Source organism: Chloroflexus islandicus, assembly GCF_001650695.1.
GTDB lineage: Bacteria > Chloroflexota > Chloroflexia > Chloroflexales > Chloroflexaceae > Chloroflexus > Chloroflexus islandicus.
The window spans coordinates 45,244-60,514 of the sequence record NZ_LWQS01000093.1; the positions used below are offsets into that span (position 1 = coordinate 45,244).

Consider the following 15,271-nt stretch of genomic DNA (forward strand, 5'->3'; position numbering starts at 1 on the left):
TCAAGGCTACGCACTATGAGCCACCCACTGCTTGAAATCCGTAACCTGCACAAATCCTTCACCCTGCACCTGATCGACGGGCGCGAAATCACGCCGGTGCGTGACGTCAACCTCAGCGTCGCCGCCGGCGAACACCTGCTCATCTACGGACGCAGCGGCATGGGCAAGACCAGCATCCTCAAGTGCATCTACCGCACCTACCTACCGACTTCCGGCCAGATCTGGTTTGACTCGCACCAATTTGGTCGCATCGACCTCAGCCGCGCCGCCGAGAGCGTCATCCTCAGCCTGCGCGAGCGCGAGATCGGCTTCTGCTCGCAATTCTTGCGTGTCCTGCCGCGCGTATCGGCGCTCGACACCCTCTGCGAGCCGCTCTACCGGCAGGGAATGGATCGCGCCACCGCGCAAGAGATTGGCCGGGAATGGCTGCAGCGGCTCGGCATCTCGCCGGCGCTCTGGCAAGCCAGCCCGCTCACCTTCAGCGGCGGCGAACAACAGCGAATCAATCTTGGCCGAGCCTTTATTGCCCGCCCACGCCTGCTGCTGCTCGACGAACCAACCGCCAGCCTCGACGAAGCGACCAAGCAGGTGGTGATCGCGATGATCCGGGCCGCCCAAGCCGAAGGCACCGCGATCATCAGCGTCTCGCACGACTTAGCCGGGCTAGGGGCACACGCCACCCGGCAATGGACGTTCGCGTAGGGTGCGAGTGCGATTGCGAGGGGGGCGTTTGTCATTGCGAGGGGACATTTGTCATTGCGAGGGCGCGCTAGCGCCCGAAGCAATCTCCCGCGTCAGCGCCTACGAACGCTGTACGGGATAGGTTGCTGTCATTGCGAGGGGGCGTAGGGGCAGCGCGCCGCACTGCCTACGTCCCCGCAGCCATCTCCCCCTGCGGCGGAAAGGGGCGGCTCCCACGCTCGCGGGGGATTGCTTCGCCTCGCTCGCGCTCGGCTCGCAATGACAGTAGGAGGGCGGCGGTGCGCAAGGACAGAAGGAGAGTGAGGGGGCATGTCCGTTTGTCATTGCGAGGGGGCGTAGCCCCCGAAGCAATCTCCCGCTTCAGCGCCTACGAACGCTGTACGGGATAGGTTGCTGTCCTTGCGAGGGGGCGTAGGGATAGCGCGCCGCACTGCCTGCGTCCCCGCAGCCATCTCCCCCTGCGGCGGAAAGGGGCCGCTCCCGTGCTCGCGGGGGATTGCTTCGCCTCGCTGGCGCTCGGCTCGCAATGACAGTAGGGGGGCGAGGGGGCATTTGTCCTTGCGAGGGCGCGCTAGCGCCCGCAGCCATCTCCCCCTGCGGCGGAAAGGGGCCGCTCCCGTGCTCGCGGGGGATTGCTTCGCCGCCTCCGGCGGCTCGCAATGACAGGAGGAGGACGGCGGTGCGCAAGGACAATAGGAAAGCGGCGGCGCGCAAGGACAGTAGGGAAGCGAGGGGGCATGTCCGTTTGTCATTGCGAGGGCGCGCTAGCGCCCGAGGCAATCTCCCGCGTCAGCGCCTACGAACGCTGTACGGGATAGGTTGCTGTCATTGCGAGGGGGCGTAGGGGCAGCGCGCCGCACTGCCTGCGTCCCCGCAGCCATCGCCGCCTGCGGCGGAAAGGGGCTGCTCCCGTGCTCGGGGGGATTGCTTCGCCTCGCTGGCGCTCGGCTCGCAATGACAGTAGGAGGGCGAGGGGGCGTAGGGGCAGCGCGCCGCACTGCCTGCGTCCCCGCAGCCATCTCCCCCTGCGGCGGAAAGGGGCGGCTCCCGTGCTCGTGGGGGATTGCTTCGCCTCGCTGGCGCTCGGCTCGCAATGACAGTAGGGGGGCGGCGGTGCGCAAGGACAGAAGGAGAGTGAGGGGGCATGTCCGTTTGTCATTGCGAGGGGGCGTAGCCCCCGAAGCAATCTCCCGCTTCAGCGCCTACGAACGCTGTACGGGATGGGTTGCTGTCCTTGCGAGGGGGCGTAGGGGCAGCGCGCCGCACTGCCTGCGTCCCCGCAGCAGTCTCCCCGGCGGAAAGGGGCCGCTCCCGTGCTCGCGGGGGATTGCTTCGCCTCGCTCGCGCTCGGCTCGCAATGACAGTAGGAGGGCGGCGGTGCGCAAGGACAATAGGAAAGCGGCGCGTCATTCTGTCATTGCGAGGGGGCGTGTCAGTTTGTCATTGCGAGGGGGCGCAGCCCCCGAAGCAATCTCCCGCTTCAGCGCCTACGAACGCTGTACGGGATGGGTTGCTGTCATGGCGAGGGGGCGTAGGGGCAGCGCGCCGCACTGCCTGCGTCCCCGCAGCCATCGCCGCCTGCGGCGGAAAGGGGCCGCTCCCGTGCTCGGGGGGGATTGCTTCGCCTCGCTGGCGCTCGGCTCACAATGACAGGAGGAGGGCGGCGGTGCGCAAGGACAATAGGAAAGCGGCGCGTCATTCGGTCATTGCGAGGGTTCGTGTTTGTTTGTCATTGCGAGGGCGCGCAGCGCCCGAAGCAATCTCCCGCTTCAGCGCCTACGAACGCTGTACGGGATGGGTTGCTGTCCTTGCGAGGGCGCGCAGCGCCCGAAGCAATCGCCGCCTTCGGCGGAAAGGGGCCGCTCCCGTGCTCGTGGGGGATTGCTTCGCCGCCTCCGGCGGCTCGCAATGACAAGTGGAAAGCGGCGGCACGCAAGAACAGTAGGGAAGCGGCGCGCAAGGACACTCCAACACCGGCAAGTCCATTATTCATGAACACATGATCACGAGGCAACCTATGCAATATCTCTTCACCAACGCGACTGTTGTCTTACCCGATCGGGTCGTTGAAGCGGGTTGGGTGGTGATCGACCGGGGCCGGATCGGGGCGATTGGTCGCGGCGCGCACCCGTATGCGGCAACGATGCCGCAGTTTGACCTCGACGGGGCGTATTTGTTGCCCGGCCTGATCGACCTGCACTGCGACGCGATCGAAAAGCTGGTGCAACCCCGCCCCGGCGTTGAGATCGAAGCCGGGATTGCGCTCCACGCCGCCGACCGGCTCTTGCTGGGGTGCGGCGTGACCTGCCAATTCCACGCCCTATCGCTCGACGACGCCGAATTCGGTGTGCGCAGCGATCGCTTCGTCAGCGACTTCCTCCACCGGCTCAGCGCCGAACGGCACTGCGGCGCGCGCCATCTCGTGCATGCCCGGGTCGAGGTCAGCAGTGAGCGCGGCCTTGAGGCGCTGAAGACGATGCTGGGCCATCCCTTGTTGCGGCTGGTCTCGATCATGGATCACAGTCCGGGGCAAGGGCAATACACCACCGAAGCTGCGTTTCGCCATTACGTCGCCAAGACCACCGGGCGCAGCGAGGCCGAGATCGACGAACTGCTGGCCCGTAAGCGGGCGGCGCAGAGCGATGTGCCCAACCGGATCCGGCAAGTCATCGCGTGGGCAACGAAGTATGGCTTGCCGGTCGCCAGCCACGATGACGACACGCCTGAACGGGTGGCGCAGTGGGTGGAGTTGGGGGTCAAGATTGCCGAATTCCCCACCACCCTAGCCGCCGCCCAAGCGGCGCACGCCGCCGGGATGGCGGTGGGGATGGGGGCGCCGAACGTACTGCGCGGCAAGTCGAGCGGCGGCAACCTCAGCGCATTAACCGCGATCGAGGCCGGCGTCGTTGACTGGCTGTGCGCTGACTACTATCCGGCCTCGCTATTGCCGGTCATCTTCCGCCTCGCCGACCGCGGCACCCTCAGCTTGCCCGCCGCAGTGGCGCTGGTCAGCCATCACCCGGCCCGCGCCGCCGGCATCGACCACCTGATCGGCAGCATCCAGCCGGGGCTAATCGCCGACCTGATCGTCGTGCGCCGGATGCCCGATCCGGTGGTGCAGCAGGTCTTTGTCAGCGGGAAGCCGGTGTACACCTTGCAGGAGCAGAACGAACCGCTACCCTTCCCCGACCGCCACCGGACGGGTGAAGAATTGCCGGCCCCACGCGAACATCGTTAGCAACGACCAGCGGATCAACCCTTCGGGGCCGATGGCAAAGAGCAGCGCCAGCGGCACGCCGCTCAGCCAGCGGCCCCATTCGGGAGGCGGTTGACCATCAATCGCAAACATGCCGAAATAGCGAATACTGTAGCCGTTAAAAATCCCGATTGCTTCGAGCGCCGCCACCGCCAGCCAAAAGATCAACGCCGAAGCGCCCCACCGCCGGGTGAGCGTGCCAGTTGGCCAAAAGATGATCTCAAGCAGACTGGCCAATACATACACGGTACCCAGCACAAGGATGGTCACGTAACCGCTGCTCTGCAAGGTCGAGATCATCCAGATCACAAACCGTTGAAAACCCTCGCTATGACCCAGCAACCACTCGGTGATGAAGACATTGCTCTCGAACCACCACCAGCCGGCAAGGGGCAGCATCGCAAAGGCCAGAAGCAATTTCAGATATCGCATAGCATTCATTCATGAAGAGTAAAAAAACCAGCTCAATGATCATTATAGAGGCATGTTGCAGATTGCGCGGATCCGAGGTTTGGGTCTGGTAGCTGCCACCATTTACCCATCCTTACCCCAGCGTTGATGAACGCCTAACCGGATGCTGTTATAATATGAAGAGACGTTGCAATGTAACGTCTCTGTTTATTTTTTCATGAGGTGAGTGCTGCCTATGTCTGCTATCACCGAAACGCTCGATCGCGTGTTTGACCGGCTGCTTTTGTTGCCGCCGCAGCCGGCGCTGCCGGCCCCGCCCGCAGAAGAAACGACTGATGAAGCAGAGCTTGACGACGCACCGCCGGCAACGCCGGGTGAGCGCGCCTTCAGCATCTCGCTCTTCATCTCGGCCACCCGCTGCACCCTGCAATACGTGCTCTTGCCAATCGTGTTGCCGCTCATCGGCCTCACCACCGACATCTCATTACCACTGGTCATTCTGCTCGATCTGTTAGCAATCACGATGCTGGTGCGCAGCTTGCGTTACTTCTGGCAAACCCGGCACCCGCGCCGGTTTGATATGTTGCCGCTCTCATTGGTCATCCTATTTATCATCTTCTTCTCGTTAGGCTTTGATATTTGGCAATTAATCACGTAACCCTATCCCCTCCGGCTGCACTGCCGCCTGCCGGTAGCCTTTTTCTCGCAAAGGAATGCCGGCAGGCGTTTCTTTCACGGCTGCAACGGAATGTAGTAAACGCGGTATACTGGCGGCAGCGGAATCCACAACACGGCATCCGGGCACACTACGATTATGATTGACGATACTGCACCTGTACCCTCTCCGCTCTTAAATAGTGATGTCGTAGCTGCGACTCTCAACACGCTGCTGGAATGTATCGCCGAAATAGTCATCATTCTCGCGCCTGATCAAACCATCCGCTTTGCCAGCCCGGCTCTGACCAATCTGCTCGGCCATCCACCATCCCTTGTGGTCAACCGATCTATCTATGATTTCGTTCATTTCGACGACCATGACCTGTTGCGACACCATCTCGCCCAACTGGCCGATCGCCAATGCCAGCGCCAACCAATCCGGGTACGTCTACAGCATGCCGAAGGGGGCTGGCGCATCTTCGAGCTGCGGTGCTGTAACCGCCAGCACCAACCCGAGATAGGTGGAACCATTCTCAGCGGCTATGATGTCACGGCGTTGCTCGCCGCCGATTATGCGCTGCGCAACAACGAACTTCGCTACCGCCAATTGCTCGAATTGGCCCCGCTGCTGATCATGATCAGCAACTTTCCAGAGGGCATTATCCGCTACTGCAACCCAGCCGGCGCACGCATCTTTGGCGTGGATGATCCAGCCGAGCTGGTCAACCAACCGCTGACCGAATTTCTCTCTGGCGAAGATCACGACCTGATGCGCCAGCGCCGTCAAGCGTTGCGCAACGGCCAACTCCTCCAACCGGCCCGGTACCACATTTATGCCCGCGATCAGGTGGTGCGGGTGGTAGAAGTGCAAGGCACGTTGATCGAAGGCGCTGGTGAAATACAGGTCTTGACGATCGGCTACGATGTCACTGACCGGGAGGAAGCGGAACGGCAATTAAACTTGCGGGCGCGGGTGCTGTCGCAAATTCACGAGGCGGTGATCGTGACCGACCGCAGCGGCGCGATTGTCTATCTCAACGAGATGGCGGCGTACCTCTACGGCGTGCAACCAGAAGCGATCATCGGCCAGCCGCTGAGCCGTCTGTTTACTGCCGAACCGTTGCCGTACCAACCGGTGCAACCGTCGGTACAGAGCGTCAGCACAGGCTGGCGCGGTGAACTCATCCATCGCCTGCCAGATGGGCGGGCGATGATGGTTGATGTTAGCATTGATCCGCTCTACCACGACGAGCTGGCCAACGGCGGCGCGCTGATCGTAGTACGTGACATCACCGCGCGCAAACAGGCCGAAGAACGGTTGCGCCTGCTCGAGTCGGTGGTGGTGCATACCAACGACGCCGTGATTATTCTCGACGCTGAACCGCTTCATGCACCCGGCCCCTTTATTCGCTATGCCAACGCGGCCTGTAGCCAACTAACCGGCTATGCCACCAACGAGCTGATTGGCCGTAGCTTGCGCATCTTGCACGGCCCGGCCACCGATCCGGCGACGCTCAACCGGTTGTGGGAAGCAATGGAGCAACAGCAGCCAGCCCGCTTTGAATTGCTCTACTACACGCGCGCTGGCGAACCAATCTGGGTTGATCTCAGCTTGTCGCCAGTCACTGACGAATATGGCAAAGCAACGCATTTTATCGCCTTACACCGCGACATCAGCGCGCAAAAGCTAGCGGCATTCCTCGAACACGACCGCTCGGCGATTTTGGCCTTGTTGCTCCAACACGCACCAGTCACCGCCGTGCTGAACCGGCTGGTGACGCTGATCGAACGGCAACGACCCAACTGGCTGGTATGGGCTGAATTGGATGGGCACCCTACTGCTGCTAGCAAACCATTGGCTGATGAAGCCGAGCTGATTGGGTCGCGTCTGCGCCAGATGATCGCACGGCATAACCAAAAAGCGCCTATCATACTTGATCTGCACACCTTTTGGGATCAGCTTAGCCATTTGAGTATCAGCAGCGGCTGGCTTTGGCCGCTAGCCAAAGCGCATGGCGCACTCGCCATCTTCCACCAACAAACCGATTGGTTAAGCGAGAGCGATCAAACGCTGTTGCGCGTCGCAACCGAACTCTTCAACTTGATCGCCGATCACGCCAACCTCAATGCGCAGCTCAACTATCAAGTGCGCTATGACGCGCTGACCGGCTTGCCGAACCGCAATTTGTTGCAAGAGCGGATTGATCTCGCCCTGCGCGATGCGCGCGAGCGACGCCATATTGTGGCGCTGCTCTTCATCGATCTCGATGGGTTTAAGCAGGTGAACGATTCGCTAGGCCACCCAATCGGTGATCGGTTCCTTAAACACGTCAGCAATGCCTTCGCTGCCTGCGCCCGCCCCCAAGATACGCTTGGCCGCATGGGAGGCGATGAGTTTCTCTTGCTGATGCCTGATCTGCCTGATGCGCGCTTGGCCGATATTGCCGCTCAACGCTTGCTTGATGCGTTGCAAACGCCGTTCCTTTACGATGGGCATGAATTGCGCTTAACCGCAAGCATCGGGATCAGTCTCTTTCCGCGCGATGGCGTCGATGTTGTGACCCTGCTCAAGAATGCCGACAGCGCCATGCACCGCGCCAAAGAACTTAAACGCAGCAGTTTTCTGCATTACCGGCCCGAACATAGCCGGCGCGCCCATACCCGCCTCGCACTGGAAGCCCAACTGCGCCGCGCGCTGGAACGGCGCGAACTTGCGGTATACTACCAACCGCAATACGACTTGGTTAGCGAAAGCATCACCAGTGTCGAGGCGCTGGTGCGCTGGCACCATCCGCAACGCGGCCCGATTGCCCCCGGCGAGTTTGTCCCGATTGCCGAAGAGAGTGATCTGATTATCGAGATTGGTTCGTGGGTGCTGCGCGAAGCCTGCCGGCAAGCAATGGCATGGCAACAGGCTGGCTATCCGCTCTTACGCATCAGCGTCAACGTCTCGGCCCGCCAACTGTTGCGACCTGAGTTTGTAGCCGAAGTGGCAGCCGTCTTGCACGCCACCGGTCTGCCGGCCCAGTATCTCGAACTAGAGATTACCGAAGGCGTGATGCTCGATGACCCGATCTACGCAGCGCGCCAGATCGACCAATTGCGCCACATGGGGGTGCGGATTGCGCTCGACGATTTCGGCACCGGGTATTCATCGCTCGCCTATTTGCGCCAGCTCCGCCTCGATGCGCTCAAGATTGACCAAGCATTTGTGCGTGCCATTGATGAACAACAAAGTGTTGTTACCAATAGCCGCGCTCTATTGCGCGCGATGATCAATTTGGCGCATAGCCTTGGACTGGCCGTCGTCGCTGAAGGGGTCGAAACCGATGATCAGCGGGCCGCCTTGCTCAGTATGGGGTGCGATGTGTTGCAAGGCTACCTGATTGCCCACCCCATCCCCGCCGATGAGGTATGGCCCACGATTATGCGGTTGCAAGGGCGGCATACACCAACTGATTGAAGGCGCCAAGGGGGCAAAGGCGCAGAGGGGTGACACGCAAAGATGCTGTAGAGCCGGACGGCTGTCCGGCTCCGCAAAGACGCAAAGTGGCGCTAAGGTTTCACACGCAAAGACGCAGAGAGCGCCAAGGAGCGCAGGGGGATTAGTTACACCTCTGCGCCTCGGAGCAACTCTCACTCCCCTCCCCCGCTGGGGGAGGGGTCGGGGGTGGGGGCACACCAAGGCAAAGGATGGGCAACAACCGCCGTAGCGCCGGACGGCTGTCTGGCTCCGCACAGGAGCGCAGGGGAATGAGATGAGCGCTATACCCTCACCCCCTTCCCCTCTCCCGCTGATGCGGGAGAGGGGCGATCAATCTTTTCATCTAAGGGAGTGGCTTGACCGGTAATCCAGCAGCTCCCCCTCTCCTGCCGTCAGGCGGGAGAGGGGGCGGGGGTGAGGGCCACTCCCCTCCCCTAGCGGGGGAAGGATTAGGTGTAGGGGTCATACGATGGCACAAAGCCTGCAAAGGGAGGCAGGGAGCGAAGAAGAAGGACGCTTATGACCGATGCAATCGCTCGTTATCGCGCCAATTGGCAAGATGAGATCGAAAGCGCCGCACTGTACCAAGCGTTGGCCGAGGTCGAACAACAACCCAACCTTGCCGATATTTACCGCCAACTAGCGGCGGTTGAAGCTGAACATGCCCGCTTCTGGGAGGAGCAGATGCGCGCGGCTGGCGCGCCAATTCCGCCTAGACGGCTGGGTTGGCGCACGCGGGTGCTAATCTGGCTGGCGCGCCGGTTCGGGCCGGGGTTTGTGCTACCGACGATCGGCGATCGCGAGCGGATGGACAGCCGTGATTACGCGAGCCAACCTGAATCGCGCGCGACGCTGTTGCCGGCCCAAGAGCGGAGCCATGCCCGCGTATTGCAGAGTATTATCGGCAATACCGCCGGTGGATTAGAGGGAAGTGCTATTGCCCAACTCGAAGGCCGCCACCGTGCCACCAGCGGCAATGCGTTGCGGGCCGCCGTGTTGGGTGCGAGCGATGGCTTGCTCTCGAATTTCAGTCTGGTGATGGGTGTGGCTGGGGCTGATGTCAGCAACCGTAGCGTGTTGATCGCCGGGATGGCCGGCTTGCTCGCCGGCGCGTTTTCGATGGCGTTGGGCGAGTGGATTTCGGTGCAAAGCTCACGCGAGTTGTACGAACGCCAGATCGCCATTGAACGCGAGGAATTGGAGCAAAACCCGTCCGAGGAGCAGACCGAGCTGGCCCTGATTTATCAAGCCAAAGGACTGCCCGCCGATCAGGCGCAGGCCTTGGCGGCCCGCTTGATCGCCGACCGGCCCGCCGCGCTCGATACGCTCTCGCGCGAGGAGTTGGGCGTTGATCCCGAAGAACTTGGCGGCTCGGCATGGGAAGCAGCCATCTCGTCATTTCTCCTCTTTGCGATCGGCGCAATCATTCCGGTCGCCCCCTTCTTCTTCATCAGCGGTTTCGGCGCAGTCATCGCCAGTGTCATCTTGAGCGGGTTGGGCCTGTTTGGCATCGGCGCAGCGATCACCCTCCTCACCGGGCGCAGCGTCTGGTATTCAGGCACCCGCCAAGTCTTGGTCGGCCTGCTCGCCGCTAGCATCACCTTCGGCATTGGCCGCTTGATCGGCGTCTCACTAGGCGGCTAGCATTTCATCCCAGCTTCATGTTTGTATGCTACCGTTAGGCCAGCAACCAACGCGCTGCGCAACCGCCGCAGCAACCACCGCGAGCGAGCGATGCGGGTCTTATTGGTAGAAGATGAACGCACCATTGTCGCTTATGTCAAGCGCGGTTTAGAAGAGCAAGGCTACGCGGTCGATGTTGCCTATGATGGCCGCGAGGCGCTCGAATGGCTCGACGCCGCGCCATTCGATCTGGTCGTGCTTGACGTGATGCTGCCCGAACTCAACGGTCTCGAAGTCTGCCGCGAGCTGCGCGCGCGCGGCTTCCGGATGCCGGTATTGATGCTGACCGCGCGCGATACGGTTGATGATCGGGTGAACGGTCTCGACAGCGGGGCCGATGATTATCTGGTCAAGCCCTTTGCCATTCGCGAACTGTTAGCCCGCCTGCGCGCCTTGGCCCGGCGCAGCGCCGACGCTCCCAAAACAACGGTGCTGCAAGTCGCCGATCTCACGCTCGATACAGCTACCCGGCGGGTGCGCCGCGCCGGCAAGCTGATTGAGCTGACGGCGAAAGAATACGCTGTGCTCGAATGCCTGATGCGCGCGCCGGGCAGAGTGTTAACCCGCACGATGATCGCCGAGCAGGTGTGGAATTACGACTCGTTCAATCAGTCCAATGTGGTGGATGTCTACATCCGTAACCTGCGGCGCAAAATCGACGATCCCTTCCCGGTGAAGTTGATCCATACGGTGCGCGGCGCCGGTTATCGCCTCAGCGCCGAGGAAGAACACGATGAGCCGGCTTAGGACATTGCGGGTGCGTTTTGCGCTCTGGACTGCCGGATTGTTGTTGGCGACGATGCTTGGCTTCAGCGCGTTTGTCTATTGGCGCACCGCACAGGGGTTGCGCGAGTCGCTCGATGCCGGGTTGCGAGCTAGTGCAGCGCAAGTGGTGACCGGGATTGGCGGCGAGAATGTGAATATCGAGGATGGCCAGATCACGCTCGGTGATGCAGTAGCCGACCCGGTTGCGCTGGCCCAACTGCAAGAGCAGGGGTTGACGATTCGCGTGCTGCGCAGCGACGGCACGATCGTGCAGGCGGTCGGTCTCTACCGCGACCTGCCGGTCGATCGCGCCAGCCTGCAAGCCGCTGGTGGCACGCCGGTCTTTAGCACCGTGCCGATCAGCGGCAGCGGCCACGTGCGCGTGTACACCTTACCGGTGCAAGAGCATGGCCAGTTGGCTGGTCTCGTGCAGATCATGCAATCGCTCGAACCGGTTGACGAGACGCTGCAACAATTGCTGATCGCGTTTGCATTCGGCATTCCCGTGCTGAGCGGCTTGGCCGGAGTTGGCGGGTATTGGCTGGCGGCGCGCGCATTGCAGCCGATTGACGCGATCACGCGCACAGCGCAACAGATCTCGGCGGCAGATCTGCACGCGCGCATTGAACTGCCTCCCACAGCCGATGAAGTGGGCCGGTTGGCGGCCACCTTCAACAATATGCTCGAACGCCTCGAAGACGCTTTCCGGCGCGAACGCCAATTCACTGCCGACGCCTCGCACGAGCTGCGCACGCCGGTCGCGGCGATGGAAGCCATCTTGACAGTGACGCGCGAACGCGCGCGCAGCGGCCCCGAATACGAGCAGGCGCTCGATGATCTGCTGGCGCAGACGCGCCGCCTGCGCAGCATGATCGAGGATCTGCTGCGGCTGGCGCGGGGTGAAGTGCGTTGCGACACTGAGCGCGAAGCGGTGAATCTCTCGTTCCTGCTGGCCGATGTGGTGGAAACACTGCAACCGCTCGCCGAAGAACGAGCACTAGCGCTCCACACCGATATTGCCCCCAACTTGACGCTCATCGGCGACAGCGACGGCTTGATCCGGCTCTTTCTCAATCTGATTGACAACGCCATCAAATACACGCCACGCGGTTCGATCACACTGCGCGCCGCGCGGGCCGGTGATCAGATTGAAGTGATGATCAGCGACACTGGCATCGGGATTGATCCGGCCCACCTACCCCACATCTTCGAGCGTTTCTACCGGGTTGATCCATCGCGCAGCGCCGGCGGGGCCGGCCTTGGCCTCGCAATTGCCCGCCAGATCGTCACGGCGCATGCTGGCACGATCAGCGTTGCCAGCCAGTCCGGCCAAGGCACGACCGTCACGGTGCGGTTACCGGCGGTGTAAGGCTCGTGCCGGAATGATTGGCAGGCGTGTGTACCGCAGAGGCGCGGAGGATGAGATGATCCTTTGCGTTTTGATACTGCCCCCACCCCCGGCCCCTCCCCCGCTGGAGCTGAGGGGGATGGTCTACCGCAGAGGGCGCGGAGGACGCGGGGAAGGACAGGGACACAAGCGCGCTCGTATCCCTCGCCAAACCTGTTGTGTGCTGCACAGTTTGCACATAGCTCTTATCTCCCGGCCCCTAGCCCACTTTCCGGCTGTCATTGCGAGGGAGCGGCGGCACCCAGCCGCGCTGGGTGCCGCCCGATCGAAGCAATCTCCCGCTGCAGCGGTACGAGCCAGCTTTGGGATGGAAGGCGCTGAAGGGGCGGGCGACCCTTACGAAGCTCGCTGCGCGGGTTGATCGGTGAGTGATGGCGTTCCGCTCTCGCGGGAGATTGCTTCGCCTCGCGGCGGGCATCACATCGTGATGCCCCGACCGCACGGCGCGCAATAACACGTGGGGAGCAGCGCTTCGCCCCAACCATTTGCCCCTGCGCGATTTGGCGTTGCCCCCACCCCTTGCCCCTCCCCCGCTGGGGGAGGGGGATGATGACCATCCTCAAACCATTCGTTGCGCCCCCTGCGACCTTTGCGGCTTGGCGTTTGAAACCTCTGCGTCTTTGCTCACTCTGCGTCTTGATATGTTCCATTGTGCTATGATAAAACCACCACCGCAGGGATAACACGAGCGTACTCATGGCTGAGAACATCGCGAAACCCCGCCAACCCACCCACCGGGTCTGGCTCCAGTATCTGATCGCCGTGCTCGGTTTAGGGATCGTGCTGTGGTTTGCACTGCGCGCGATCGACACTCAAGAATTGTGGCAGGTGATAACGACTGCCAACCCGTGGTGGCTGCTCGCGGCTGTAATCTTTAAGTTGTTGACCCCGCTCGGCACTGCCGCACTCTATGCCAACGTTCTCCGCTTGCTGGGCCATCGCATCCGCGCCACCAGCCTCTGGCTCATCGCGCAAATGGCGATCGTGATTAACATGGCCTTCCCTGCCGGGCCAGTCGCGATGAGCGCCTTTCTGCTCCACGTCTTCCGCCGCCGGCGCGTGCCGGAAGGTGTAACCACCGTCGCCGTCGCCCTCGATTCGCTCACCTACGAAACCGCCTTTTTCGGGTTGGTTGGGTTTGGGTTAGCCTACCTCTTCACCCATCGCAGCCTGAGTGTCGGCCAAATCACTGAAGTGGGATTAATCGCCTTTGCCATCGTGTTGGCCGGTATGTATCTGTGGGGCTTGCAACGCGATCGCGCCGACCTCACCCGCAAAGCCATCGCCGTCCAACAATGGCTGGCCCGCCACTTGCGCCAACACTGGCAACCAGCCAGCGTCGAACACTTTCTTGATGAACTTTACCGCGGCAAAGCCCTCGTCACCCAACGGCCCGCCGCGTTCGCCCGCTTGCTGGCCATTCAGATTGGCGTGCTCGCGCTCGATATGTTGACGCTATACTGCATCTTCCGCGCGATTGGCAACGATCCGCACCTCTCGGTGGTCATCCTCAGCTATAGCCTTGCCAGCTTCTTTGCCGCGCTAGCCCCCCTGCCGGGAGGCGGCGGCTCATTCGAGGCCACACTGGTGCTGGTCGCATCGCAACTCGGCATCCCCGCCGCCGTCTCGCTCGGCGCGACCCTGATCTACCGCGTGTTGGTCTTCTGGCTGCCCGGCATCGTAACGGCGGCTGCCTACCGGCTGGCGCTCAACGAAGCGCCAACCCATCACGAGTCGTTGTAAGTTGTGGAGAAGAGACTATGTCTGCCGAACTGCCTCATCGGCCCCGCTCGCTCAGCGAACTGCGCCGGCAACGGCCACCGGTGCGTGATGTCAATAACGAACATGCTGAACGGATAAAACCGCTCGACCGGTTAGCGTTGGCGATCACCGAACGGGTCGGAACAATGGGTTTTTTCTTTGTTATTTTCATCTGGACAGTGCTTTGGTTGGGATGGAATTTTCTCGCCCCGAAGCCGCTTCAGTTTGACCCGCCGATGGCGTTTGTGTTTTGGTTATTTATTTCAAATATGATCCAAATCCTTTTGATGCCGCTGTTAATGGTGGGGCAAAATCTTCAGGGAATGCATGCTGAATTGCGTGCGCAAAGCGATTATGAGATCAATCTGCGCGCCGAGCGTGAGATTGATGCGATTTTGCAGCATCTTGAGTATCAAAACGCGCTCCTCCACAAGTTGCTGGCTCACGCTGGCATTCCGGTTGAGGAACCAGATCCCGCCGAACAAAGCAACCCCGCTCAGACGAGCAGTTAATTGCACTGCGGCCCTCGCGGAGCCGGACAGCCGTCCGGCTCTACGGCACCTTCGGGTTGGCCCCCACCCCTTGCCCCTCCCCCGCTGGGGGAGGGGGATGGGCGCTTTCCGGCTGTCATTGCGAGGGAGCGGCGGCGGCCAGCCGTGCTGGGCGCCGCCCGACCGAAGCAATCTCCTGCTCTAGCGGCACGAGCCGGCTCAGCGATGGCAGGACAGGACACCCGGCCCTCAAGGGCCGGGCTATGGTTACGAAGCCCGCTGCGCGGACTGCTGGCCCCCACCCCTTGCCCCTCCCCCGCTGGGGGAGGGGGATGGGCGCTTTCCGGCTGTCATTGCGAGGGAGCGGCGGCGGCCAGCCGTGCTGGGCGCCGCCCGACCGAAGCAATCTCCTGCTCTAGCGGCACGAGCCGGCTCAGCGATGGCAGGACAGGACACCCGGCCCTAAAGGGCCGGGCTATGGTTACGAAGCCCGCTGCGCGGACTGCTGGCCCCCACCCCCTGCCCCTCCCCCGCTGGGGGATGTGCCCCTCCCCCAGCCCTCTCCCGCTGGGGGAGGGGGATGGGCGCTTGCGCCGAGAGTACAGGGAATCATCGCCAGTCAAAAAATCTCTGCGGCCCTCTCACCCACCGGG

General features: G+C 62.1%; 10 protein-coding genes. 9 read left to right on the plus strand and 1 reads right to left on the minus strand.

Going from position 1 to position 15,271, the window contains the following annotated elements:
• Positions 1 to 15: 15 nt before the first annotated feature.
• Both A6A03_RS17395 and A6A03_RS17400 read left to right on the plus strand, forming a co-directional pair.
• Positions 16 to 702: a phosphonate C-P lyase system protein PhnL gene (locus A6A03_RS17395; protein WP_066790834.1), complete on the plus strand. Its 687-nt coding sequence runs from the start codon at positions 16 to 18 to the stop codon at positions 700 to 702.
• A gap of 2,017 nt (positions 703 to 2,719) precedes the next feature.
• Positions 2,720 to 3,940: an alpha-D-ribose 1-methylphosphonate 5-triphosphate diphosphatase gene (locus A6A03_RS17400; protein ID WP_066790836.1), complete on the plus strand. Its 1,221-nt coding sequence runs from the start codon at positions 2,720 to 2,722 to the stop codon at positions 3,938 to 3,940.
• Here A6A03_RS17400 and A6A03_RS17405 read toward each other — a convergent pair.
• Positions 3,878 to 4,390: a hypothetical protein gene (locus A6A03_RS17405; RefSeq protein WP_066790838.1), complete on the minus strand. Its 513-nt coding sequence runs from the start codon at positions 4,388 to 4,390 to the stop codon at positions 3,878 to 3,880. The two genes, A6A03_RS17400 and A6A03_RS17405, sit on opposite strands and share 63 nt — an antisense overlap.
• 214 nt (positions 4,391 to 4,604) lie before the next feature.
• On the opposite strand from A6A03_RS17405, the gene A6A03_RS17410 reads away from it, so the two are divergent.
• From A6A03_RS17410 to A6A03_RS17440, 7 genes are all read left to right on the plus strand, one after another.
• A complete protein-coding gene (locus tag A6A03_RS17410; protein WP_066790840.1) occupies positions 4,605 to 5,027 on the plus strand; it encodes a hypothetical protein in 423 nt (140 codons plus the stop codon).
• Between the two features lie 156 nt (positions 5,028 to 5,183).
• Positions 5,184 to 8,489, plus strand: a complete 3,306-nt coding sequence (locus A6A03_RS17415) for a sensor domain-containing protein (RefSeq protein WP_066790843.1) — start codon at positions 5,184 to 5,186, stop codon at positions 8,487 to 8,489.
• 540 nt (positions 8,490 to 9,029) lie between these two features.
• Entirely contained in the window at positions 9,030 to 10,154 is a 1,125-nt protein-coding gene (locus A6A03_RS17420) for a VIT1/CCC1 transporter family protein (RefSeq protein ID WP_066790845.1), read from the plus strand.
• Positions 10,155 to 10,244: 90 nt separating this feature from the next.
• Positions 10,245 to 10,940, plus strand: a complete 696-nt coding sequence (locus tag A6A03_RS17425; RefSeq protein ID WP_066790847.1) for a response regulator transcription factor — start codon at positions 10,245 to 10,247, stop codon at positions 10,938 to 10,940.
• Positions 10,927 to 12,327: a sensor histidine kinase gene (locus A6A03_RS17430; protein WP_066790849.1), complete on the plus strand. Its 1,401-nt coding sequence runs from the start codon at positions 10,927 to 10,929 to the stop codon at positions 12,325 to 12,327. The genes A6A03_RS17425 and A6A03_RS17430 overlap by 14 nt, the downstream gene beginning before the upstream one ends.
• Before the next feature lie 735 nt (positions 12,328 to 13,062).
• Positions 13,063 to 14,109 carry a lysylphosphatidylglycerol synthase transmembrane domain-containing protein gene (locus A6A03_RS17435; RefSeq protein ID WP_076798275.1) on the plus strand — a complete coding sequence of 349 codons (1,047 nt, stop codon included), beginning with the start codon at positions 13,063 to 13,065 and terminating at the stop codon, positions 14,107 to 14,109.
• Positions 14,110 to 14,126: 17 nt separating this feature from the next.
• The gene (locus A6A03_RS17440) at positions 14,127 to 14,639 is read left to right on the plus strand and encodes a DUF1003 domain-containing protein (RefSeq protein ID WP_066790851.1); all 513 of its coding nucleotides are present in this window, start codon (positions 14,127 to 14,129) and stop codon (positions 14,637 to 14,639) included.
• Positions 14,640 to 15,271 lie beyond the last annotated feature (632 nt).